Below are 21,662 nucleotides of genomic sequence, written 5' to 3' on the forward strand. Positions count from 1 at the left end.
CTTAGCTCGCCAAGGGCGGGTCAGTACGTGCCAGTCTTCTTGAAGTCGGCGATGGCGGCGGTCAGCTGAGCTTCAGCGTCCTTGTCCATGGCCTTGTCGTTCTCGAGCTTGGCCAGCAGGGCAGCGTGCTTGTCCTTCAGGAAGGCATGCAGACCAGCTTCGAACGACAGAATCTTCTTGACATCCACATCGTCCATGTAGCCCTTGTTCACGGCGAACAGCGTGGCGGCCATCAGCGAGATGGGCAGCGGGGCGTACTGGGCCTGCTTGAGCAGTTCGGTCACGCGGGCACCGCGGTCCAGCTGCTTGCGGGTGGCTTCGTCCAGATCGGAGGCGAACTGCGCAAAAGCGGCCAGTTCGCGGTACTGGGCCAGGTCGGTACGGATACCGCCGGACAGCGACTTGATCAGCTTGGTCTGGGCGGCACCACCGACGCGGGACACGGAGATACCGGCGTTGATGGCGGGACGGATACCGGCGTTGAACAGGCTGGTTTCCAGGAAGATCTGACCGTCGGTGATCGAGATCACGTTGGTCGGCACGAAAGCGGACACGTCGCCGGCCTGGGTTTCGATGATCGGCAGTGCCGTCAGCGAACCGGTCTTGCCCTTGACTTCGCCCTTGGTGAAGGCTTCGACATAGTCGGCGTTCACGCGGGCTGCACGCTCGAGCAGACGGCTGTGCAGGTAGAACACGTCGCCGGGGTAGGCTTCACGACCCGGGGGACGGCGCAGCAGCAGGGACACCTGACGGTAGGCCACGGCCTGCTTGGACAGGTCGTCGTACACGATCAGGGCGTCCTGACCACGGTCGCGGAAGTACTCGCCCATGGTGCAGCCAGCGTAGGCCGACAGGTACTGCATGGCGGCCGATTCGGACGCGGAAGCAGCCACCACGATGGTGTAGTCCATGGCGCCGGCCTGCTCCAGGGCGCGCACCACGTTCTTGATGGACGACGCCTTCTGGCCGATGGCGACGTACACGCAGGTCATGTTCTGACCCTTCTGGTTGATGATGGCGTCGATGGCCACGGCGGTCTTGCCGGTCTGGCGGTCGCCGATGATCAGCTCGCGCTGGCCACGGCCGACGGGCACCATCGAGTCGATCGACTTCAGGCCGGTCTGCACCGGCTGGTCCACCGACTTACGGGCGATCACGCCCGGAGCAACCTTCTCGATCACGTCCGTCATCTTGGCGTTGATCGGGCCCTTGCCGTCGATGGGCTGACCCAGCGCGTTGACCACGCGGCCGACTAGTTCGGGACCCACGGGCACTTCCAGAATGCGGCCCGTGCACTTGACGGTGTCGCCTTCGGAAATGTGCTCGTACTCACCCAGAATCACGGCGCCGACGGAGTCGCGCTCGAGGTTCAGGGCCAGGCCGAAGGAAGGCACGCCATCCTTGTTGGCCGGGAATTCCAGCATTTCGCCTTGCATCACGTCCGACAGGCCATGCACGCGAACGATACCGTCGGTCACGGACACCACGGTGCCCTGGTTGCGCACGTCGGTCGAAGCAGCCAGGCCCTCGATGCGGGACTTGATCAGTTCAGAGATTTCAGCGGGATTGAGTTGCATGACTCTTTCCTTCTTTCAAATAAGGGATGCGGGCCAGAGGTGTGAATCCGGAAGGCTCAAGCCGTCAGGGCCACTTTCATTTGTTCCAGTCGGGCCTTGACGGAGGTGTCGAACACCTCGTCGCCGACCACCACGCGCACGCCACCGATCAGATCGGGTTGCAGTTGCACCTGGAGCTTGAGCTTGCGGGCGAACCGCTTCTCGAGCACCACCGCCAGATCGGCCAGCTCGGCAGCGCCGATGTCGAAGGCGCTGTAGACCACGGCGTCGGACGTGCCCTGCTGGGCATTGACCAGTGCATGAAACTGGGCGGCGATCCCGGGCAGAGCTGCCAGCCGACCGTTTTCAAGGACGGTCTTCAGGAAGTTCTGGCCCATGGCCGGCAACGCCGTCTTGAGCACACCGGTGATGACACCATGGACCTGCTCGACGCTGGTCTTGGGGTTGTCGGCAAACTGCAGCAGTTGGGCGTTGGACGCCACGGCAGCAAGTTCATCGAGCCAGGCAAGCGCACTGGCGGCATCGGCGCCTGCTGCCTTGAACAGGGCGTCTGCGTAGGGGCGGGCGATGGTGGCGATTTCGGCCATGGTCTACCTTTGAATGCCTGCGGATCAGAGCTCGGTCTTCAGACGGCCCAGCAACTCGGCGTGGACGCCAGCGTTGACTTCACGGCGCAGGATTTGCTCCGCGCCCTTGACAGCCAGCGCAGCCACTTCCTCGCGCAGGGTTTCGCGGGCCTTGACGATCTGCTGGTCGGCTTCCTGACGGGCGGCGGCCACGATCTTGGCAGCCTCTTCGCTGGCGCGCGCCTTGGCTTCCTCGATCACAGCCTGGGCGCGCCGCTCGGCATCGGCCAGACGGGTGGCCGCCTCGTTGCGCGACTGGCTCAGCTCGGCTTCGACACGCTGGTTGGCGGCTGCAAGCTCGGTCTTGGCCTTCTCGGAGGCAGCCAAACCTTCGGAAATCTTCAGTGCACGCTCATCGAGAGCCTTGGCGATCGGTGGCCAGATGAATTTCATCGTGAACCACACCAGGATCGCAAAGACGATGGCCTGCGCGAAGAGGGTTGCATTGATGTTCATCGCAACGCCTTTCTGTGTGTTGACAAGAGTGGTGACGCGCTTGCTGCAGCGCCGGCCGGAAAGAAACGCGCGGACCGGGAGTTGTCGGCCGGTCCGTCAGGCGCCGCCGGGCTCGGCAGCAAAAACCATTAAGCCAGGACGAACGGGTTGGCGAACGCGAACAGCAGGGCGATGGCCACACCGATCAGGAAGGCGGCGTCGATCAGACCGGCCAGAATGAACATCTTGGTCTGCAGGTCGTTCATCAGCTCAGGCTGGCGAGCGGAAGACTCGAGGAACTTGCCACCCATCAGGGCGATACCGATCGAGGCGCCGATGGCACCCAGACCAACGATCAGACCGCAAGCCAGAGCGACGAGACCCAGAATGTTTTCCATGATGACTCCTAGTTGAAAGAAAGAAGAGTTGAAGAAAGAAAGGAAACGAAAGAAACCCGAGCGCGGCCTACCGGTTCGCGTCAGTGAGCGTCATGCGCCTGCCCCAGATAGATCAGGGCCAGCATCATGAAAATGAACGCCTGCAGGGTAATGACCAGGATGTGGAACAAGGTCCATACCGTACCGGCGATCAGGTGCCCGACGAAGAACAGGCCCCCGCCGAGCGAGAGGGCAGCGTAACCACCCAGCAGCGCAATCAGCATGAACACCAGCTCACCCGCGAACATGTTGCCAAACAACCGCATGCCGTGCGAAACGGTCTTCGCCACGAACTCGATCATTTGCATCAGGAAGTTGACCACGCCCAGCAGCAGCGCCCACACGGGGTTCTTGCTGGTGCCAAAAGGCGCAGTCACCAGTTCATGTGTCCAGCCACCCAGACCCTTGATCTTGATGTTGTAGAACACGCACAGAAGCAGCACGGAGACGGACAAACCCAGGGTGGTCGACAGATCCGCCGTGGGGACCACGCGCAGGTAGTCCTTGAAGCCCATGGCCGGGCCAGCCGAGTGCCAGATTTGCGGCAACAGGTCGACCGGAATCATGTCCATGAAGTTCATCATGAAGATCCAGCAGAAGACCGTCAGCGCCATGGGCGCGATCAGCTTGCGGCTCTGGGCATTGTGGATCACCGACTTGGCCTGGTTTTCGACCATCTCGACGAGGATCTCGACGGCCGCCTGGAAGCGGCCCGGCACGCCAGCGGTGGCCTGACGGGCGGCACGCCAGAGGAAGAAACAGACGAGGATGCCCAGGGTCAGGCTGACAACGACCGAGTCGATGTTGATGACCGAGAAGTCGACGATGGATTCCTGCTTCTTGTTCGTCAGGTGAACAAGGTGGTGGCGGATGTAATCGCCTGCCGTGAGAGTGCCTTCTGCAGCCATGTTCGTTTTCGCCAGTCAACGATGGTTATTCAGGGACGACGGGTCTGGAACCAGAATCCAAACCAGTAGACCTTCAGAGTCAATATCAACCCGGCCACCAGGCCGAGCCAGCTGAGTTCAGGGACCACCTTCGGCGCCAGCCACAACATGGCGACCGCCAGAAGAATCTTGACCCCTTCCCACAACAGGAAGCCGGCAAACGCGGCTTGCGCCACACCCGCCAACAGCCGGGACAGGGCACTGGAGGTCAGACCGTAGGCCATCAATGCCGACGGAATCACCACCGCTGCCGAGCCATAGAGCACCGACCAGGCCACCGGCATGCGCTGCGTGAGCACCCATGCCAGCACCGCCGAACCGATGCCCACCAGCCACTGCACCCCGACCAGCATCCAAAGCGAAAGCCTTGGCTGGCTGGCCCGCCACTGCTGCGCCTCTTCGCGCGTCAGTGGCTTGAATTCAGGTTCCTGCGCCCCATCTTCCCAATCGTCAGCCGCGTTGTCTTTGTCTGACCTGTTCACCGGCTCAGGCCTCTGTTGGGGCCTGGGCATTGTCGTCATGGCAAATTACAGGCGGTTTACAAACGGATGCGATGGTTCGCAAAGCCGCCCATTATACGTAGAAACCCCAGCCGACCGTCAATGGCCTCATGATCGGTGCAGACGTCAATGGCGCCGGATAATTCCACCATGCAACAGCCGCCCGAGATCCCCCCCGAGCAGTCGCTCATCACCTACCCCTGCCGTTTTCCGATCAAGGTCATGGGTGCCAACACGACCGAGTTCGTGTCGGCCATGGTGGTGATCGCGCGCAGCTTCGAACCTGCGTTTGACGAAGACAGCCTTGAGCATCGTCCCAGCCGGGCGGGCAACTACCTGGGGCTGACCGTGTCGATCGAAGTCACGTCCCGCGAGCAACTGGACGAGGTCTACCGCACGCTCACCAGCCACCCGCTGGTCAAGTACGTCCTGTGATGCAGACGCGCTGGCTGGGCCAGGTACCGTACAAGCCCACCTATGAGGCCATGCAGGCCTTCACGGCAACGCGCGGGGCCGACACGCCAGACGAGCTATGGATGTGCGAGCATCCTCCCGTTTACACGCAAGGCCTTGCTGGCCAGGATGATCATCTGCTGGCGCCTGGTGACGTGCCTGTCGTGCGCACCAACCGGGGCGGGCAGGTGACTTACCATGGTCCTGGCCAGGTGGTGGCCTACCCGCTGGTGGATCTGCAGCGCGCTGGCTACTACGTCAAGGAATATGTCTTCCGCATCGAGGAAGCGGTGATCCGCACGCTGGACCATTTCGGGGTGACGGGCCACCGGGTGGCGGGTGCTCCGGGCATCTATGTGCGGCTGGACGATCCGGGCAGCCACGCCCTGCTGCCCCAGCGCCCGATGAAGCGTGACCCACACGCCGCGCAGCCACCCGCACCGGATTTTTCAGGCCTCGGCAAGATCGCGGCACTGGGCATCAAGGTCAGCCGCCATTGCACTTACCACGGTGTGGCCCTGAACGTGGCCATGGATCTGGCTCCGTTTTTCCGCATCAACCCGTGTGGGTATCAGGGCCTGCAGACGGTGGATCTTTCTACAATAGGAATTGTCATTTCACCAGATGAAGTGGCCCAGGTGCTTTCCGGGCGCTTGTCTGCCACACTGTCTCCCTGAACGATCTTCCCTGCCTGCCCCACGCCGCGCCCCCGGGCGCTCCTGTCATGAAAAGCACCGACACCCCCGCCGTCACCGAGCCGAACACGGTCCGCGAGGCACAGCCCGCCGCCAGCTACGACCCCACGGCCAAGCAGAAGAGCCAGGCCAAGACGGCACGCATTCCCATCAAGATTGCCCCGGCCGAGGTGCTCAAGAAGCCGGAATGGATCCGGGTCAAGGCGGGGTCGCCGTCGACACGCTTTTACGAAATCAAAGACATCCTGCGCAGCAACAAGCTGGTGACCGTCTGTGAGGAAGCCAGCTGTCCCAACATCGGCGAATGCTTTGGCAAAGGCACGGCCACGTTCATGATCATGGGTGACAAGTGCACCCGCCGCTGCCCGTTCTGCGATGTGGGCCATGGCCGCCCGGACCCGCTGGACGCGGACGAACCCGAAAACCTGGCCCGCACGATTGCCCAGCTCAAGCTGAAGTACGTGGTGATCACCAGCGTGGACCGCGACGACCTGCGCGATGGCGGCGCCGGCCACTATGTGGCCTGCATCCAGCGCACGCGGGAGCTGTCACCCGGGACACAGATCGAAGTGCTGGTGCCCGATTTCCGTGGTCGAGATGAAAAGGCCCTGGACATCCTGGCCAACGGCCTGCCTGATGTGCTCAACCACAACCTCGAAACGGTTCCCCGGCTCTACAAGGAAGCCCGCCCGGGGTCGGACTACCAGTTCAGCCTGAACCTGCTCAAGAAATTCAAGCAGCGCTTCCCCGGCATCCCCACCAAGAGCGGCCTCATGGTCGGCCTGGGCGAGACCGATGAGGAGATCCTTGATGTCATGCGCGACATGCGCGCGCACGACATCGACATGCTGACCATCGGCCAGTACCTGGCGCCCAGTGGACACCATCTGCCGGTGCGCCGTTATGTGCATCCGGACACCTTCAAGATGTTCGAGGCAAAGGCGTACGAGATGGGCTTCACCCACGCGGCGGTGGGCGCCATGGTGCGATCGAGCTATCACGCCGACCAGCAGGCCCACGGCGTCCTGAACACCCCCAAGCCCTGAGGCCCGGTCGCCTCTCCGAAGGACTCACCCCTGGCCGGCCGGCGCCATCTTCTCCCAGGCGGTGATGGCTTCGGCTGCGTACATCAGTGCCGGCCCGCCGCCCATGTAGACGCACACCGCCAGCATCTCCTCCAGCTCTGCGCGTGTACATTCCAGCCGGTGCAAGGCCTTGACGTGAAACCCGATGCACCCCGAGCAGCGCTGGGTGACACCGATGGCCAGGGCAATCAGTTCTTTCTGCTTGGCACTGAGCACGCCATCGGTGATGGCCGCCCTGGCCAGCGCGCCAAAGCCCGCCATGGCTTCCGGCTGTGCCTTGCGAAAGGGTGCCAGGCTTTCGTTGATGTCCTGGATCAGACCGCTGTGGTCAAACGTGCTCATGAAACGAGTCCTTTCAAAATACCCCAACGAGTATCCAGCATGATCCAGTCCACCGGCTTTGTCATTCGTCAAACAGTGTGCACGGGAGGTCGTGCGTGATCGCCAACCTGCTCGCTCTGGGCGCCATTGGTCTGTGGGCCTCGCTGGCGGCCCTGGGTGTGTCGCTGTCGCATGTGCCACCGTTCCTGCTGACCGGCGTCGCCCTGCTGGTCGGCAGCCTGATTGCGCTGCCCCTGTCCCGATTCGACTTCCGTCTGTGGCGGGTGCCTGCCCGGACACTGGCCATCGGCATCTACGGCCTGTTTGCCTATCATTTCCTGCTGTTCATCGCCCTGCGCCATGCGCCACCGGTGCAGGCCAATCTGGTGAACTACCTGTGGCCTTTGGGCATCGTGGTCATGGCACCCCTCTTCCTGCCTGGGATCACGCTGACCCGGCGACATGTGATCGCGGCCCTGGTCGGTTTTGGCGGCGCGGTGCTGGCCATACTTGGACGCGGTGGTGACGGCGTCGAGGCGGTCTGGGCGTGGGGCTATCTGCCCGCGCTGGGCGCCGCCTTCATCTGGTCCAGCTATTCGCTGCTGACCAAGCGCGTGCCCGCCTTCCCGACGGCGGCAATTGGCAGTTTCGCCCTGGTGTCGGGCCTGCTGTCTTTGGCCTGCCACTACTTCCTGGAGACGCCAGTGAGCCTGTCGACCCAGGACTGGCTGCTGATCGCGGTGCTCGGACTGGGTCCTCTAGGGGGGGCGTTTTTCCTGTGGGATGCAGCCCTCAAGCGCGGGGATGCCCGGCAGATCGGGGTGCTGAGCTTTCTGACCCCGCTGCTGTCGACCCTGACCTTGCTGGGCATGCGCGGCGAAGCGCCCAGCGCCCCGGTGATCCTGGCCGGTGTGATGATCATCGGGGCGGCCATCGTGGCCACCCGCAGCCGCTGACCCTGTCGGGACGACAACGGGCAGGGCGGCTTCAATCCGCCATCAGCGCGGCGGGATCCTCGGCCTCCAGCACCGTCTGGGCCCAGGTGGCCAGTTTGCCCGTGTCACAGCGCAAGATCTGCTGCTTGACGGCCAGAATCTGCGAGGGGTGCATGGAGAAGCTGCGCAAGCCCAGTCCGAGCAGCAGACGGGTCATGGCCACGTCACCCGCCATTTCTCCGCAGACACTGACCCCCTTGCCGGCGGCGCGGGCCTGTGCAATCACGCTGGCCAGCAGTTGCAGGACGGCCGGGTGCACCGGGTCGTACAGGTGGGCGACCGCCTCGTCGGCACGATCGATGGCGAGGGTGTACTGGATGAGATCGTTGGTGCCGATGGACAGGAAGTCGAAATGCCGAAGGAACAGGGGCATGGTCAGTGCCGCCGCTGGTATCTCGATCATCGCCCCCATGCGCACGGACCCGTACACCATGCCCCGGGCGTCGAGCTGGTCCCGGGCCTTTTGCACCAGGGCCAAGGTCTGGCGGATTTCGCTGGCGTGGGCCAGCATGGGGATCAGAAGATTGATGGGTCCATGCGCCGCAGCCCGCAATACCGCCCGAAGCTGGGCCAGGAACATCGCCGGTTCCGCCAGACTCCACCGGATCGCCCGAAGACCCAGTGCCGGGTTGAGGTAGTCCTCGCCGGCCCTTGCCGGTGACCGGTCGAGGGGCTTGTCGGCGCCAATGTCGACCGTGCGCACGGTCACCGGCAAGCCCTGCATACCGTCCACGGCCCGTCGGTAGGCCTGGTATTGCTCCTCTTCGTCCGGCAGGCGGCCGTTTCGCCCCATGAACAGAAACTCGGTTCGGAACAGACCCACGCCCACCGCACCGGCCTTGACCGCGGCAGCGGCATCGTCAGGCTGTTCGATGTTGGCGAGCAGCTCGATCTTCTGGCCATCCAGCGTGACCGCTGGCGTATTGCGCAAACGTGCCAGGCGCTCCCGCTCCAGTTCGCCCTGGCGCTGCTTGAAGCCGTATTCCGCCAGCACGACCGGCGAAGGATCAACGATGACCACGCCGGCGTCGCCGTCGATGACCACCCAGTCATCCTGGTTGATCAGGTGACTGGCAGAGCGCGCCCCGACCACGGCCGGAATGTCCATGCTGCGCGCCACGATGGCGGTGTGGCTGGTCTTGCCACCGACGTCGGTGACAAAGCCGGCAAACACGCTCTGCTTGAACTGCAGCATGTCGGCTGGCGACAGGTCGTGGGCCACCAGCACCAGCGGCACATCCACCGAGGGGTCGAGCAACTCCGTCTGCAGCGATGCCGCGCTGGGCGCAGCCACCGGCGAGGACACGCCCCGCATGACCCGAAGCATGCGCTCGACCACCTGCTCCAGATCCGCCTTGCGCTCTCGCAGGTAGGGATCCTCCATCTCGTCGAACTGGCGAGCGATCACTTCCAGCTGCGTCGTCAGCGCCCACTCGGCGTTGTAGTGCCGCTCGATGATCCAGTGTTTCACACCGCTGGTGAGCTGTTCATCCTGCAGCAGCATCAGGTGCACATCCAGCAGGGCCGCCAGCTCCGGGTGCGCATCGTGCGATGCCAGGGTGGACAGGCTCTCCTGCACCCGGCTGATCTCCGCCGCCACGGCGTTTCTGGCCTGGCGCAGGCGTTCGATCTCGGACTCAACCTGATCGGGCTTGACGAAGTAGTGGGCAACGTCGAGCCGGCTGGACGCGACGATGACCGCCCGCCCGATGGCGATGCCCCGCGATACCGTCAGTCCGTGAACGCAGAAGCTCATGCTCGCCTCATGGGGTCACTCTCCCTCGCCGAACTTGTCATGGATCAGCGCCAGCAACGCATCCATGGCTTCCTGTTCCTGGGGCCCGTCGGTCTCGATCTGCACATCGGTGCCGATACCTGCCGCCAGCATCATGACGCCCATGATGCTTTTGGCGTTGACGCGTCGCTCGCCTCGCGACATCCAGACCTCGCACGGAAAACTGCCCGCCAGCTTGGTGAGCTTGGCCGACGCCCGGGCATGCAGGCCCAGCTTATTGCTGATGGTCACGGTGGTCTTGATCATGGGTGGCTCTTCGGGCCTGATTCTGCGGGGCGGTGATCGCCACCTGGATGACGCCCTGTGTCGCGCCACTCATGGCGCGAGCCACCAGGGCATCGAGGGATTCGTGCCGATAGGACACGGTGCGCAGCAGCATCGGCAGGTTGACACCGGTGATGAGCTTGGAGCGCACCCCGTCCACCAGCTTTTGTGCCACGTTGCAGGGCGTGGCCCCAAAGACATCGGCCACCACCAAGGCACCGGGCGTACCCAGGCCCTGCATCAGGATGCGGGCCTGGGCCAGCGTCTCTTCGGGGGGTGTGTTCGGCTGGACATCCAGCGCCGCCACCGCCTCTGCACTGTCGGGGAACACATGCAGCACGCAGGACCGCAAAGCAGAAGCCAGCGGGGCGTGGGCGACGATCAGGATGCCGTTCATGCGGCAAGTTTAGCCCGCCGCAAGCCCCGGTGTCCGCGCAGGAACAGACCATAGGCAAGGACGCAACACGCCAGGAAGATCGCAACTGCCCCCCGAAAGCGCAAGCTCTCTTCCCAGCCCAGCCAGGACAGCGCATCGATGGCCAGTCCGATGCCCCATTGCGTCACAAAGACCCCGGCGAAGATCACCAGGTTGAAAGCCGACAAGGCTCGTCCCGCAGCCGCGGCCGGCAGGGCCAGGGCCACCGCCGGCTGGGACAGCGCCACAAAAGTGCTGCTGACGCAGAAAGCAGCCCACAGAGGCCAGCCGGCATCGGCACCCAGCCACACGATGGCCAGCAACAGCACAAAACTCAGTGGCAGCCCACCGGCGATCAGGCGTTCGGCTGTCAGTCCCCGCCGGGAGAGACCAGGGTTGACCACCCCCCAGAGCCAGAATGCGGCCAGCATGCTCAGGTTGATGGCAAACAGTCCGAATGCGGCGGCTTCTGCGCTGGCACCGCCCACCTTGACCATCCATGGCCCCGCCCACAGCGTCTGGACCGCCACCATGCCCCCGTAGTTGACGAAGCCGACCGGCACCATCATCCGAAAGTAAGGGTGGCGCCAGATGTCGCCATAGCCCGCCTTTGGAGAGGCCACCGCCTCCTCCGACCTCGGTGTCTGGCTTTGCCAGGCAGGGACGATCCACGCCAGCGCCAGCATCGCCAGCACCAACAGGGCGGCCAGCAACCAGAACAGGCCCCGCCAGCCAAGCGCGGGCATGAGCCACTGGACCGGGAGTGTGGACGCCACCATGCCCAGCGATCCGGTCATCAGCATCCAGGAGTTGGTGCGCAGCTGCGTTTCCGGCTTGAACCAGCGGCGATAGCCGGTCAGTGGTGCCATCAGGCAGGCGCTCACCCCCATGCCGATGATCACCCGCGCCAACAGCAAACCCGAAAAACCGGTGGCCATCGCGAAGGCCATGCACCCGGCCACCGCCACCGCCAGAAAGCCCAGGATCACCGACCGCGGTCCATACCGGTCCAGCCAGGTGCCGAGCGGCAACTGGGTGAGCGAGAAACCCAGGAAATAACCGCCAGCCAGCAGGCCCAGGTCGCTGGCCTGCAAATGCATCTCTGCGCTGAGCACCGGGGCCAGCGTGGCGGTGACGGCACGGATGAGTGCCGAGATGAAGTAGGCGAGCGCGAACGCCAGGAAGACACGAACGGCGGCCCGGGGGCTCAACCAGGCATCGCTCATGGCGTCACCCGCAGGTTGTCGAAGAAGGGCCCGAGCGCGTCCTCGGACAAGGGGTGACCGTAGACGGCCGCCTGATACAGGCGGCGGCCCTGCCGGATGTAGGTCACCTGGGCATCGGTGGTCTTGCCCTGGTGATTCTGGCCAGAGAGGGTCACCTTGGTCGCCTTCGCGGCGCCTGGGACGTTGACCGGGACAGCTGTGCCTGGCCCCACGGCCCGAAGCGACTGGCGGCTGGCGCTTTCCCAGGCGCTCTGGGCGGCGTCGGGATCCACCCCTTCACCCAGCTCGGCCCAGGCCAGCGCGTAGGTCAGGCCGCCGGTGTCGCAACTGGACATGTGCAAAACCACGGGCGTTGGCCCCAGTGGCACCGCCCGCTCGGCCGTCTCGGGCTTGCAAGGCATCAGGGTCCCGATCCCGCTTTCGGCGGGACGCACTTCGCGCCAGTTGAAGGTCGGACTGCAGGCACCGATCAGAGCGGTGGCCAGCAACGTGGCAATGGCGGTCGCCGGCCTGGCACTGCCGGCCTTGGGGAACATGGGCAAAGCTGTCTCCGATGGGTGCTGGCGACAGCACGGAGCCGTCTTGTCGCGCACAATCGATGTATGAACTCACTCGATGGTATCCGCATCCTCGATTGCTCGCGTGTCCTGGCTGGGCCCTGGTGCACGCAGACCCTGGCCGATCTGGGCGCCGACGTTGTCAAGGTCGAACGTCCCTCGGGGCCCCATCACCCGGGCGGCGATGACACCCGTGGATGGGGCCCGCCGTTTCTCCAGGGTCGGGACGGAGCCGACACGGCCGAAGCCGCCTACTACCTGGGCGCCAACCGCAACAAGCGCTCCATCACCTGCGACCTGTCCGTATCGGCCGGTCAGCAGCTGATCCGTGCCATGGCGGCCAAGGCCGATGTGTTCGTCGAGAACTACAAGGTCGGCGACATGGCCCGCTACGGACTGGACTACGAGACCCTGCGCCAGATCAATCCCCGACTGGTCTATTGCTCGATCACCGGATTCGGCCAGACCGGCCCCTACCGGGAGCGTGCCGGCTACGACTACGCGATCCAGGGCATGGGTGGACTGATGAGCATCACCGGCGAACGCGATGACCTGCCCGGCGGCGGCCCCCAGAAGGTCGGCGTCGCCGTGGCGGACCTGTTCACGGGCATGTACGCGACGGTCGCGATCCTTGCGGCTTTGCGCCACGCGGAGCGCACGGGTGAGGGCCAGCACATCGACATGGCCCTGCTCGACACCCAGGTGGCCATGCTGGCCAACCTGGGTGCCAACTACCTGGTCCGGGGTCGAGCGGAGGGCAAGGTACCCGGTCGCGCCGGCAACGCCCACGCGAACATCGTGCCCTACCAGGTGTTCGAGGTGTTGCCCGACGCACACGGTCACGCCCAGCACATCATCCTGGCGGTCGGCAACGACGGTCAGTTCGCCAAGTTCTGCGAGGTGGCCGGGTGTCCTTCCATGGCCAAGGACCCGCGCTTTGCCCGCAATGCCGATCGGGTGCGCAACCGTCAGGTGCTGGTCCCGATGCTGGAGGACATCATGCGCCAGCGCACCAAGGCCGACTGGCTGGCCGCGCTGGAGGCGGCCAAGGTGCCCTGCGGTCCCATCAACAACCTGGCGGAGGTCTTCGCAGATCCCCACGTCCTCGCACGCGGCATGGTGCATGCGTGGTCCCACCCCCTGGCCGACGAGGTGAATCTGGTGTCCAGTCCGATGAAGCTCAGTGCCACACCCGTGCGGACCGATCTCCCGCCCCCGTTGCTCGGGCAGCACACGGGTGAGGTGCTGTCCGACTGGCTGGGCATGAACGAGACTGAGCTTGGCGATCTTCAACGCCGTGGAATCGTGTGATCCCTCTGGAGACTCGCCGCCATGAACACCACCACCGCCATTCGGTCCTTGCCCCTCACCCGCTCACTGCGCGGTTCCGCCCAAACGGCCGTCTCCCGGGGTGAGCCTCTGGTGGTCATGACCACCCTGGCCGGCTGCGTCTACTGCGATGTGGTCCGGCAGCATCACCTCGGGCCCATGGTTCAGGCCGGACAGGTTCATGCCGTCCAGCTGGACATTCAGGACCGCACCGGGCTGATCCAGGATTTCAGCGGTCAGCAAGTCAGTCCTGCAGAGCTCGCCCGTCGCTGGAAGGCCCGCTTCGCCCCGACCGTTCTTTTCTTCGATGCTGAGGGTCGGGAACTGGCGGAGCGTCTCGTGGGCGTGGCCGTGCCTGACTTTTACGGCGAGTATCTGGAGGCCCGACTGGCGCAGGCCCGCGCACGGCTCCGGTAGACTGGGGAACTTCGCGCGCTGATTCGAGCTCGGAGAGCCGGGGGTTATCACCCGAGTCTATTCACGTCTATCTTTGAGCACGCTGCCATGTCACTCTCGCGTCGCCGCTATCTGCTGGGCAGTCTGGCTTCCGTCCCCCTGCTGGCCACCTCCTTTTCAATGGCCGGCTGCGGCAGCCGCGAAGCCGTACCCGATTCACGGTTCGTGCTGCTCGATGGCAGCACCCTGACGTCCGCGGACCTGCGGGGGAAGGTGACTCTGGTCAACTTCTGGGCCACCACCTGTGTCTCCTGCGTCAAGGAAATGCCCATGCTGGCATCCACCTACCAGAAGTACCGGGAACAAGGCTTCGAGACCATCGCGGTGGCCATGAGTTACGACCCCCCGGCTTGGGTGCAGAACTTCGCTTCCACCCGACAATTGCCTTTCAAGGTGGCACTGGACAACACCGGACAGCTGGCCAAGGACTGGGGCGACGTCAAACTCACGCCGACCACCTATCTGGTGAACAAGCAAGGACACATCGTCAAACGCTATGTGGGCGAACCCGAACCCGACGCCCTGCACCGGCTGATTGAGGATCTCCTCAAGGCCTGATCGGGCCCTGGGGCGGGCACCCGGGTATATTGGCAACTTTCAGCGAGGACTGTTGCCCCTGCACCATGACCGATACCGGATCCGTCGCCATTGACGTGCGCGTTGCGCAAAGCCACGAAGACCTGAATGCCATCCGCGGCCTGTTCGTCGATTACCAGGCCGACATCGGGGTGGATTTGTGCTTCCAAGGGTTCGAGCAGGAACTGGCTGGCCTGCCTGGGCAGTACGCCGAGCCTTACGGTCTGCTCCTGCTGGCGACGGTCGATGGAGCGCCGGCCGGCTGCTGTGCGTTTCGTGCGCTGGTCAACAGCGACCATCTCAACGCCTGCGAGATGAAGCGCCTGTTTGTGCGCCGGGCTTACCGGGGCTTCGGATTGGGCCGCATGCTGGTCGAGCAGACCATGTCCCGTGCCCGGGTGGCCGGCTACACCAACATGCTCCTGGACACGCTCAGCGACATGGAGGCTGCCCGCGCCCTGTATGAGGAGCTGGGCTTCGAGGAAGTGGCCCCTTACTACCACAACCCGTTGCCGGGCGCGCACTACCTCAAAGCCGATCTGGACGCGCTGTCGGGCGGCTGAGCGCCGCCCGGCAGCGCCAGAAACATCAGGCCGACTTGGCCTGAGCCAGCAGCGTGTCCGCGTCGCTAACTTCGAATTTGCCGGGACCTTCGATGTTGAGGGTTTTGACCACACCATCCTTGACCAGCATGGAGTAGCGGTTGCTGCGCAGGCCCATGCCGCGCCCGGTCAGATCCAGCGTCAGGCCTGTGGCCTTGGCGAAGTCGGCGCTGCCGTCGGCCAGCATGCGGACTTTGGTGCCGGTCTTCTGGTCACGCGCCCAGGCTCCCATCACGAAGGCGTCGTTCACGCTCAGGCACCAGATCTCGTCCACGCCGGCGGCCTTGAGTTCATCAAACTTCTCCACGTAACCTGGCACATGTTTGGCCGAGCAGGTGGGCGTGAAGGCGCCGGGCAGCGCAAACAGGGCGATGGTCTTACCTGCGCTGGCCTTGGCCGTGTCCACTGGATTGGGACCGATGCTGCAGCCATTGCCCTCGACCTCGCTGTACTCCATCAGCGTCACCGCGGGAATCTTGTCGCCTACCTGGATCATGTCGTGCTCCTCGTCTGTGGTGGTGCCCTGGCGGGCAAATGGCAGCGGTCGTGTGACCGCCAGAAATGAAAAAAGCGACCGAGATTGTCGGTCGCTTTCAGGATTCATGCCGGCGGGCGGCACGAACAGGCTTACACCAGGGCAGCCTTTTGAACCAGGCGGGAGGCCACCCAGTTCTTGGTCTTCGACAGCGGACGGCTCTCGGTGATCTCGATCACATCGCCCATCTTGTACTCGCCGTTCTCATCGTGGGCGTGGTACTTGCTGGACTTGATCACGATCTTGTCGTAGATCGGGTGCTTGACCCGACGCTCGACCAGAACCGTCACGGTCTTGGCGCGCTTGTCACTGACGACCTTGCCGATCAGGGTGCGCTTGAGGGATGTTTTGGCTTCCGTCATTTCGTCACTCCTTACTTGGCGGCGGCGCGTTGCTTCTCGGCCAGAATCGTCTTGGCACGAGCGATGGCGCGGCGGGTGTCGCCCAGCGTGGCGGTGTTGTTCAGTTGTTGCGTGGCCTTCTGCATGCGCAGGCCGAAATGGGCCTTCTGCAGCGATTTCACTTCGGCTTCCAGGCCGGCCACATCCTTCTGGCGCAGTTCAGCAGCTTTCATCTATGTTCTCCTGAATCACTGACCCAGCATGCGCGTCACGAACGTGGTGCGCAGGGGAAGTTTGGCGGCGGCCAGGGCGAAGGCTTCACGAGCGAGTTGCTCGGGCACGCCCACGATTTCGTACAGCACCTTGCCGGGCTGGATTTCGGCCACGTAGTACTCCACGGAACCCTTGCCGTTACCCATACGGACTTCGGCGGGCTTGTTGGAGATCGGCTTGTCGGGGAACACGCGGATCCAGATCCGGCCGCCACGCTTGACGTGACGGGAAATGGCACGACGTGCAGCCTCGATCTGACGGGCCGTCAGACGGCCGCGATCGGTGGACTTCAGACCGAAGTCGCCGAAGGCCACGGTGGCGCCACTGGTGGCGACGCCCGTGTTGCGGCCCTTTTGCTCTTTACGGTACTTGCGACGAGCAGGTTGCAGCATGTTTATTCTCCTTTGCCGTCCGCAGGTGCCCCTGCGGGTGCGTCTTTGCGAACGCGCTTAACGGCGGGTTTGTCGGTGGCCTCGGCAGGCTTGTCGCTGCCATCGGCCGGAGCGGCATTGCCACCACGGCGCACAGCGGCGCGGGCAGCCGGGCCAGCCGGACGCTCACGGCGCGGGCCACGCGGGCGACGCTCTTCTTCCGGACGCGGGGTCTCGACCACGGGCGCATCGTTGCGGCCCAGGGTGTCACCCTTGTACACCCAGACCTTGACGCCGATGACGCCATAGGTGGTCTTGGCTTCCGAGGTGCCGTAGTCGATGTCGGCGCGCAGGGTGTGCAGCGGCACGCGGCCTTCGCGGTACCACTCGGTGCGGGCGATTTCGATACCGTTCAGACGGCCCGACGACATGATCTTGATGCCCTGGGCACCCAGACGCATGGCGTTCTGCATGGCGCGCTTCATGGCGCGGCGGAACATGATCCGCTTTTCCAGCTGTTGCGTGATGCTGTCGGCGATCAGCTTGGCATCGATCTCGGGCTTGCGCACTTCCTCGATGTTGACGGCCACCGGCACGCCCAGCTTGGCGGCCAGTTCCTTCTTCAGCTTCTCGATGTCCTCGCCCTTCTTGCCGATCACCACACCCGGACGGGCCGAATGGATGGTGATGCGGGCGTTCTTGGCGGGACGCTCGATCACGACGCGCGAGACGGCGGCGTTCTTGAGCTTGGCCTTGAGGTACTCACGGACCTTGATGTCTTCGGCCAGCATGCCGGCGAAGTCACGGTTGCTGGCGTACCAGCGGCTGGCCCAGTTGCGCGAGACGGCAAGCCGGAAGCCGGTCGGGTTGATTTTTTGTCCCATATTCCAGTGACCTCCTCAGTTGCCGACCGTCACGTAAATGTGACAGGTGGGTTTGCTGATGCGGTTGCCACGGCCCTTGGCGCGGGCCGTGAAGCGCTTGAGGGTCGTGCCCTGCTCGACGTAGATGGTCTTGACCTTTAGTTCGTCGATGTCGGCGCCGTCGTTGTGCTCGGCGTTCGCAATCGCGGACTCCAGGGCCTTCTTGACGATGCCGGCGGCCTTCTTCTGCGTGAAGGCCAGGATGTTCAGGGCCTGGTCGACCTTCTTGCCACGAATCAGGTCGGCCACCAGACGGCCCTTGTCCACCGACAGGCGCACGCCGCGGACGACACAGCGGGTTTCAGTAGTCATGATGGTGATCCTTACTTCTTGGCTTTCTTGTCACCCGGATGGCCCTTGAAGGTGCGCGTCAGGGAGAACTCACCCAGCTTGTGGCCGACCATCTGGTCGGTGATGTACACAGGCACGTGCTGCTTGCCGTTGTGCACGGCGATCGTCAGACCGATGAACTCGGGCAGGATCATGGAGCGGCGCGACCAGGTCTTGACGGGCTTCTTGTCCTTGGTGGACACGGCCTTCTCGACCTTGGCGAGCAGGTGATGGTCAACGAAGGGACCTTTTTTGAGAGAACGAGTCATTTCGTCAACCCCTTACTTCTTGCGACGCGACACGATCATGTTCTGCGTGCGGCGGTTGTTGCGGGTGCGGTAGCCCTTGGTCAGGTTGCCCCACGGATCCACCGGAGCGCGACCTTCGCCGGTCTTGCCTTCACCACCACCGTGCGGGTGGTCGATCGGGTTCATGGCGGTACCGCGAACGGTCGGGCGAATGCCCATGTGACGCTTCACACCGGCCTTGCCCAGCTGACGCAGGCTGTGCTCGGTGTTGGAGACTTCACCGATGGTGGCGCGGCAGTCGACGTGGACCTTGCGCACTTCGCCGGAGCGCATGCGCACCTGGGCGTAGATGCCTTCGCGGGCCAGCAGCACAGCCGAAGCACCGGCGGAACGGGCGATCTGGGCGCCCTTGCCAACCTGCAGTTCGATGCAGTGGATGGTCGAACCGACGGGGATGTTGCGGATCGGCAGGGTGTTCCCCACGCGGATCGGCGACTCGGCGCCGGACATCAGGGTTGCACCGACTTCAACGCCACGGGGGGCGATGATGTAGCGGCGCTCGCCATCGGCGTAGCACAGCAGCGCGATGTGCGCCGTGCGGTTCGGGTCGTACTCGATGCGCTCGACCTTGGCCGGGATGTTGTCCTTGTTGCGACGGAAGTCGACCACACGGTAGTGGTGCTTGGCACCGCCGCCCTTGTGGCGAACCGTGATGTGGCCGTTGTTGTTGCGGCCGGACTTCTGGTGCTGGGGCTCCAGCAGCGGGGCGTAACCAGCACCCTTGTGCAGGTGGTCACGCGTGACCTTCACCATGCCGCGACGGCCTGGCGAGGTGGGTTTCATCTTGATGACTGCCATGATTAAACGCCCTCTCCACCGAAGTTCAGCTCTTGGCCGGGCTGCAGCGTGACGTAGGCCTTGCGGACATGGTCACGGCGACCGACGGTCTTGCCGAAGCGCTTGGTCTTGCCCTTCTGGTTGAGCACGGACACCCCCTTGACCTGCACCTTGAACATCAGTTCAACGGCGGCCTTGATCTCGGGCTTGGTGGCGTCCTGCAGCACCTTGAACAGCACGGCATTGGATTGTTCGGCGGCCTGCGTGGCCTTCTCGGACACGATCGGTGCCACGAGGACCTGCATCAGGCGGCCTTCGTCGAATTGCTTGGCGGCGCTCATGCGAACATCTCCTTGAGCTGGTCGATGGCACCCTTGGTGACGATCACCTTCTTGTAGTGCACCAGCGACACCGGATCGGCGTAGCGCGGCTCAACGACGAGGACGTTGGGCAGGTTGCGCGAGGCCAGGTACAGGTTCTCGTCGACTTCTTCGGCGATGACCAGAACGTGGTTCAGGTTCATGGCCTTGAACTTGGCGGCGAGCTGCTTGGTCTTGGGCGAGTCGACCTTGATCGAATCGACCACGGCCAGACGGCCTTCACGCACCAGCTGCGAGAAGATGGACGCCATGCCGGCGCGGTACATCTTCTTGTTGAGCTTCTGGGTGAAGTTCTCGTCGGGGCTGTTCGGGAAGATGCGACCGCCTCCGCGCCACAGCGGCGAGGACGTCATACCGGCGCGAGCGTTGCCGGTGCCCTTCTGCTTGAAAGGCTTCTTGGTCGAGTGCTTGACCATCTGGCGGTCTTTTTGTGCACGCGTACCTTGACGGGCGTTGGCCTGATAGGCCACCACCAGCTGGTGAATCAGCGATTCGTTGTAGTCACGACCGAAGACGGTCTCGGGCACATCCAGCTTGGATGCGGCCTGACCCTGGTCGTTCAGGAGTTCAACTTGCATCAGTTAGCTCCCTGGTTGGCTTTGGCCTTGACGGCGGGACGGACGGTCACGAAGCCGCCCTTGGAGCCGGGGATGGCACCCTTGATCAGCAGCAGCTGACGGGCTTCGTCCACGCGGAAGACATCCAGGTTCTGGGTGGTGACGGTTTCGTCGCCCATGTGACCGGTCATCTTCTTGCCCGGGAACACACGACCCGGATCTTGGGCCATGGAGATCGAACCCGGCACATTGTGCGAACGGCTGTTGCCGTGCGAGGCGCGCTGGGAAGCGAAGTTGTGGCGCTTGATGGTACCGGCGTAGCCCTTACCGATCGAAGTACCCTGCACGTCGACCTTCTGGCCGGCGGCAAAAATGGCGTTGGCTGCCACGGTAGCGCCCGGCTGGTACTGGGCGGCAACCTCGGCGGTCACGCGGAATTCCTTGATGATCTCACCGGCTTCTGCGCCGGCCTTGGCCAGGTGACCGGCGACCGGCTTGGTCACGCGGGAGGCACGACGGGCACCGAAGGTGACCTGCAGCGCGTCGTAGCCGTCATTGGCCAGGGTTTTGACTTGTGTCACACGGTTGTTGGACACGTCGACCACCGTGACAGGCACTGCGTCCCCGTCATCGGTGAACAGACGCATCATGCCCACCTTGCGACCCAACAACCCGAGGGAGTTGCTAAGACTCATTGTTTTCTCCGTTCCCGACTTCAATTGGCCGGGGCTGATGGTGTGCCCGCAGCGTCTTGCAACGCCACTGCGGCACGGTTGTTAAGGCAGCGCCGACGAATCCGCGCTACCGACAAACGGTTATCTCTCAGGCCAAAAGCCTGAAAAGCCCGCCAGTATAACCAGCGGGCTTTTTTTGTGCAAGACCGGCTGTCGCCGGCTTGCGCTCCGGGATCACTGGAGCTTGATCTCGACGTCCACGCCGGCCGGCAGGTCCAGCTTCATCAGGGCGTCAACCGTCTTGTCGGTCGGGTCGACGATGTCCATCAGACGCTGGTGGGTGCGGATCTCGAGCTGATCGCGGCTGGTCTTGTTGACGTGCGGCGAGCGCAGGATGTCGAAACGCTTCATGCGGGTCGGCAGGGGCACGGGGCCCTTGACGATCGCGCCGGTGCGCTTGGCGGTATCAACGATCTCGGCGGCGGAAGCGTCGATCAGCTTGTAATCGAACGCCTTGAGGCGGATGCGGATTTTCTGCTTGGAAGACATGCGGTACTCCGTATCCGATTACTCGATGATCTTGGCCACGACGCCGGCGCCGACGGTACGACCGCCTTCACGGATGGCGAAGCGCAGGCCTTCTTCCATGGCGATGGGGGCGATCAGCTTGACGGTGATCGACACGTTGTCGCCAGGCATGACCATTTCCTTGTCGGCCGGCAGCTCGATGGAGCCGGTGACGTCGGTCGTGCGGAAGTAGAACTGCGGACGGTAATTGTTGAAGAACGGGGTGTGACGGCCACCTTCGTCCTTGGACAGCACGTACACCTCACCGGTGAAGTGCGTGTGCGGCTTGATGGAGCCGGGCTTGCACAGCACCTGGCCGCGCTGCACTTCCTCGC

33 protein-coding genes are annotated in these 21,662 nt (G+C 63.9%); 8 read left to right on the forward strand and 25 right to left on the reverse strand.

Translation table 11 applies throughout. The features are described from left to right. Positions 1-20: 20 nt before the first annotated feature. The 6 genes from atpA to ACFQNJ_RS17860 form a co-directional block, all read right to left on the reverse strand. A complete protein-coding gene (gene atpA, locus ACFQNJ_RS17835; RefSeq protein ID WP_374640843.1) occupies positions 21-1,577 on the reverse strand; it encodes a F0F1 ATP synthase subunit alpha in 1,557 nt (518 codons plus the stop codon). Between the two features lie 56 nt (positions 1,578-1,633). Continuing rightward, positions 1,634-2,164, reverse strand: a complete 531-nt coding sequence (locus tag ACFQNJ_RS17840) for a F0F1 ATP synthase subunit delta (RefSeq protein WP_382259979.1) — start codon at positions 2,162-2,164, stop codon at positions 1,634-1,636. A gap of 24 nt (positions 2,165-2,188) precedes the next feature. Then, a complete protein-coding gene (locus tag ACFQNJ_RS17845; RefSeq protein WP_374640841.1) occupies positions 2,189-2,659 on the reverse strand; it encodes a F0F1 ATP synthase subunit B in 471 nt (156 codons plus the stop codon). Positions 2,660-2,787: 128 nt separating this feature from the next. Beyond that, positions 2,788-3,036, reverse strand: coding sequence for a F0F1 ATP synthase subunit C (gene atpE, locus ACFQNJ_RS17850; protein WP_234264340.1), 249 nt, complete (start codon positions 3,034-3,036; stop codon positions 2,788-2,790). 80 nt (positions 3,037-3,116) lie between these two features. Beyond that, entirely contained in the window at positions 3,117-3,983 is an 867-nt protein-coding gene (gene atpB / locus ACFQNJ_RS17855; RefSeq protein ID WP_382259982.1) for a F0F1 ATP synthase subunit A, read from the reverse strand. Between the two features lie 29 nt (positions 3,984-4,012). After that, entirely contained in the window at positions 4,013-4,504 is a 492-nt protein-coding gene (locus ACFQNJ_RS17860; protein WP_374640839.1) for an ATP synthase subunit I, read from the reverse strand. A 168-nt stretch (positions 4,505-4,672) separates the two neighbouring features. On the opposite strand from ACFQNJ_RS17860, the gene ACFQNJ_RS17865 reads away from it, so the two are divergent. Genes ACFQNJ_RS17865 through lipA form a run of 3 tightly spaced genes read left to right on the forward strand, consistent with a single transcriptional unit; the run spans position 4,673 to position 6,716 of the window. Further along, entirely contained in the window at positions 4,673-4,957 is a 285-nt protein-coding gene (locus tag ACFQNJ_RS17865) for a YbeD family protein (protein ID WP_374640838.1), read from the forward strand. Continuing rightward, positions 4,957-5,652 carry a lipoyl(octanoyl) transferase LipB gene (gene lipB / locus ACFQNJ_RS17870; RefSeq protein ID WP_382259984.1) on the forward strand — a complete coding sequence of 232 codons (696 nt, stop codon included), beginning with the start codon at positions 4,957-4,959 and terminating at the stop codon, positions 5,650-5,652. The genes ACFQNJ_RS17865 and lipB overlap by 1 nt, the downstream gene beginning before the upstream one ends. A 47-nt stretch (positions 5,653-5,699) precedes the next feature. Next, positions 5,700-6,716 (forward strand): lipoyl synthase, encoded by a 1,017-nt coding sequence (lipA, locus tag ACFQNJ_RS17875; RefSeq protein ID WP_382259986.1) that lies wholly within the window; start codon positions 5,700-5,702, stop codon positions 6,714-6,716. A gap of 24 nt (positions 6,717-6,740) precedes the next feature. On the opposite strand, the gene ACFQNJ_RS17880 is transcribed toward lipA, so the two are convergent. Continuing rightward, on the reverse strand, positions 6,741-7,097 hold the full coding sequence (locus ACFQNJ_RS17880; RefSeq protein ID WP_374640835.1) for a carboxymuconolactone decarboxylase family protein: 357 nt from the start codon (positions 7,095-7,097) through the stop codon (positions 6,741-6,743). Between the two features lie 95 nt (positions 7,098-7,192). Here ACFQNJ_RS17880 and ACFQNJ_RS17885 point away from each other — a divergent pair, with 95 nt between their 5' ends. Further along, a complete protein-coding gene (locus tag ACFQNJ_RS17885; RefSeq protein ID WP_374640834.1) occupies positions 7,193-8,032 on the forward strand; it encodes a DMT family transporter in 840 nt (279 codons plus the stop codon). 31 nt (positions 8,033-8,063) lie between these two features. Here the strand turns inward: ACFQNJ_RS17885 and ptsP are convergent, their stop codons facing one another. From ptsP to ACFQNJ_RS17910, 5 genes are read right to left on the reverse strand one after another with little or no spacing between them, the layout of a single operon-like run. Next, positions 8,064-9,827: a phosphoenolpyruvate--protein phosphotransferase gene (gene ptsP, locus ACFQNJ_RS17890; protein WP_382259989.1), complete on the reverse strand. Its 1,764-nt coding sequence runs from the start codon at positions 9,825-9,827 to the stop codon at positions 8,064-8,066. Positions 9,828-9,842: 15 nt separating this feature from the next. Further along, positions 9,843-10,112, reverse strand: coding sequence for an HPr family phosphocarrier protein (locus tag ACFQNJ_RS17895; RefSeq protein WP_374640909.1), 270 nt, complete (start codon positions 10,110-10,112; stop codon positions 9,843-9,845). Then, positions 10,081-10,527 (reverse strand): PTS sugar transporter subunit IIA, encoded by a 447-nt coding sequence (locus ACFQNJ_RS17900; RefSeq protein WP_374643339.1) that lies wholly within the window; start codon positions 10,525-10,527, stop codon positions 10,081-10,083. The genes ACFQNJ_RS17895 and ACFQNJ_RS17900 overlap by 32 nt, the downstream gene beginning before the upstream one ends. Further along, positions 10,524-11,771, reverse strand: coding sequence for an MFS transporter (locus ACFQNJ_RS17905; RefSeq protein WP_382259991.1), 1,248 nt, complete (start codon positions 11,769-11,771; stop codon positions 10,524-10,526). The genes ACFQNJ_RS17900 and ACFQNJ_RS17905 overlap by 4 nt, the downstream gene beginning before the upstream one ends. Further along, positions 11,768-12,307, reverse strand: coding sequence for a hypothetical protein (locus ACFQNJ_RS17910; RefSeq protein ID WP_382259993.1), 540 nt, complete (start codon positions 12,305-12,307; stop codon positions 11,768-11,770). The genes ACFQNJ_RS17905 and ACFQNJ_RS17910 overlap by 4 nt, the downstream gene beginning before the upstream one ends. Before the next feature lie 66 nt (positions 12,308-12,373). On the opposite strand from ACFQNJ_RS17910, the gene ACFQNJ_RS17915 reads away from it, so the two are divergent. The 4 genes from ACFQNJ_RS17915 (at position 12,374) to ACFQNJ_RS17930 (ending at position 15,252) form a co-directional block, all read left to right on the forward strand. Continuing rightward, positions 12,374-13,639 (forward strand): CaiB/BaiF CoA transferase family protein, encoded by a 1,266-nt coding sequence (locus ACFQNJ_RS17915; protein WP_382259995.1) that lies wholly within the window; start codon positions 12,374-12,376, stop codon positions 13,637-13,639. A gap of 21 nt (positions 13,640-13,660) precedes the next feature. Then, entirely contained in the window at positions 13,661-14,074 is a 414-nt protein-coding gene (locus ACFQNJ_RS17920) for a thioredoxin family protein (protein WP_382259997.1), read from the forward strand. Between the two features lie 159 nt (positions 14,075-14,233). Further along, positions 14,234-14,671 carry a TlpA family protein disulfide reductase gene (locus ACFQNJ_RS17925; protein ID WP_382260013.1) on the forward strand — a complete coding sequence of 146 codons (438 nt, stop codon included), beginning with the start codon at positions 14,234-14,236 and terminating at the stop codon, positions 14,669-14,671. Between the two features lie 65 nt (positions 14,672-14,736). Then, positions 14,737-15,252: a GNAT family N-acetyltransferase gene (locus ACFQNJ_RS17930; protein ID WP_382259999.1), complete on the forward strand. Its 516-nt coding sequence runs from the start codon at positions 14,737-14,739 to the stop codon at positions 15,250-15,252. A gap of 25 nt (positions 15,253-15,277) precedes the next feature. Here ACFQNJ_RS17930 and ACFQNJ_RS17935 read toward each other — a convergent pair whose 3' ends face one another. The 13 genes from ACFQNJ_RS17935 to ACFQNJ_RS17995 all read right to left on the reverse strand — a co-directional run. Next, positions 15,278-15,787 (reverse strand): peroxiredoxin, encoded by a 510-nt coding sequence (locus ACFQNJ_RS17935; protein ID WP_382260001.1) that lies wholly within the window; start codon positions 15,785-15,787, stop codon positions 15,278-15,280. 131 nt (positions 15,788-15,918) lie between these two features. Further along, complete coding sequence (rpsQ, locus tag ACFQNJ_RS17940; RefSeq protein WP_382260003.1) at positions 15,919-16,188, reverse strand: 30S ribosomal protein S17; 270 nt, start codon at positions 16,186-16,188, stop codon at positions 15,919-15,921. Between the two features lie 11 nt (positions 16,189-16,199). Next, the gene (gene rpmC, locus ACFQNJ_RS17945) at positions 16,200-16,400 is read right to left on the reverse strand and encodes a 50S ribosomal protein L29 (protein WP_308331124.1); all 201 of its coding nucleotides are present in this window, start codon (positions 16,398-16,400) and stop codon (positions 16,200-16,202) included. 15 nt (positions 16,401-16,415) lie between these two features. Further along, a complete protein-coding gene (gene rplP, locus ACFQNJ_RS17950; protein ID WP_374643321.1) occupies positions 16,416-16,832 on the reverse strand; it encodes a 50S ribosomal protein L16 in 417 nt (138 codons plus the stop codon). Between the two features lie 2 nt (positions 16,833-16,834). Further along, entirely contained in the window at positions 16,835-17,695 is an 861-nt protein-coding gene (gene rpsC / locus ACFQNJ_RS17955; protein ID WP_374643319.1) for a 30S ribosomal protein S3, read from the reverse strand. Positions 17,696-17,710: 15 nt separating this feature from the next. Then, positions 17,711-18,046 carry a 50S ribosomal protein L22 gene (gene rplV / locus ACFQNJ_RS17960; protein ID WP_234267120.1) on the reverse strand — a complete coding sequence of 112 codons (336 nt, stop codon included), beginning with the start codon at positions 18,044-18,046 and terminating at the stop codon, positions 17,711-17,713. A gap of 11 nt (positions 18,047-18,057) precedes the next feature. Continuing rightward, positions 18,058-18,333, reverse strand: a complete 276-nt coding sequence (rpsS, locus tag ACFQNJ_RS17965; RefSeq protein WP_234267121.1) for a 30S ribosomal protein S19 — start codon at positions 18,331-18,333, stop codon at positions 18,058-18,060. 12 nt (positions 18,334-18,345) lie between these two features. After that, positions 18,346-19,170 carry a 50S ribosomal protein L2 gene (gene rplB, locus ACFQNJ_RS17970; RefSeq protein WP_374643317.1) on the reverse strand — a complete coding sequence of 275 codons (825 nt, stop codon included), beginning with the start codon at positions 19,168-19,170 and terminating at the stop codon, positions 18,346-18,348. A gap of 2 nt (positions 19,171-19,172) precedes the next feature. After that, on the reverse strand, positions 19,173-19,490 hold the full coding sequence (gene rplW, locus ACFQNJ_RS17975) for a 50S ribosomal protein L23 (protein ID WP_374643315.1): 318 nt from the start codon (positions 19,488-19,490) through the stop codon (positions 19,173-19,175). Further along, a complete protein-coding gene (gene rplD, locus ACFQNJ_RS17980; RefSeq protein ID WP_374643313.1) occupies positions 19,487-20,107 on the reverse strand; it encodes a 50S ribosomal protein L4 in 621 nt (206 codons plus the stop codon). The genes rplW and rplD overlap by 4 nt, the downstream gene beginning before the upstream one ends. Further along, positions 20,107-20,781, reverse strand: coding sequence for a 50S ribosomal protein L3 (gene rplC / locus ACFQNJ_RS17985; protein WP_374643311.1), 675 nt, complete (start codon positions 20,779-20,781; stop codon positions 20,107-20,109). The genes rplD and rplC overlap by 1 nt, the downstream gene beginning before the upstream one ends. Before the next feature lie 213 nt (positions 20,782-20,994). After that, positions 20,995-21,309 carry a 30S ribosomal protein S10 gene (rpsJ, locus tag ACFQNJ_RS17990; protein WP_374643309.1) on the reverse strand — a complete coding sequence of 105 codons (315 nt, stop codon included), beginning with the start codon at positions 21,307-21,309 and terminating at the stop codon, positions 20,995-20,997. 18 nt (positions 21,310-21,327) lie between these two features. Further along, positions 21,328-21,662: EF-Tu C-terminal domain-related protein (locus ACFQNJ_RS17995; RefSeq protein WP_465262224.1), on the reverse strand; the 335-nt coding region annotated here is incomplete at its 5' end.

This window comes from Hydrogenophaga bisanensis, assembly GCF_042665135.1.
In the GTDB taxonomy this organism is placed as follows: domain Bacteria; phylum Pseudomonadota; class Gammaproteobacteria; order Burkholderiales; family Burkholderiaceae_C; genus Hydrogenophaga; species Hydrogenophaga bisanensis.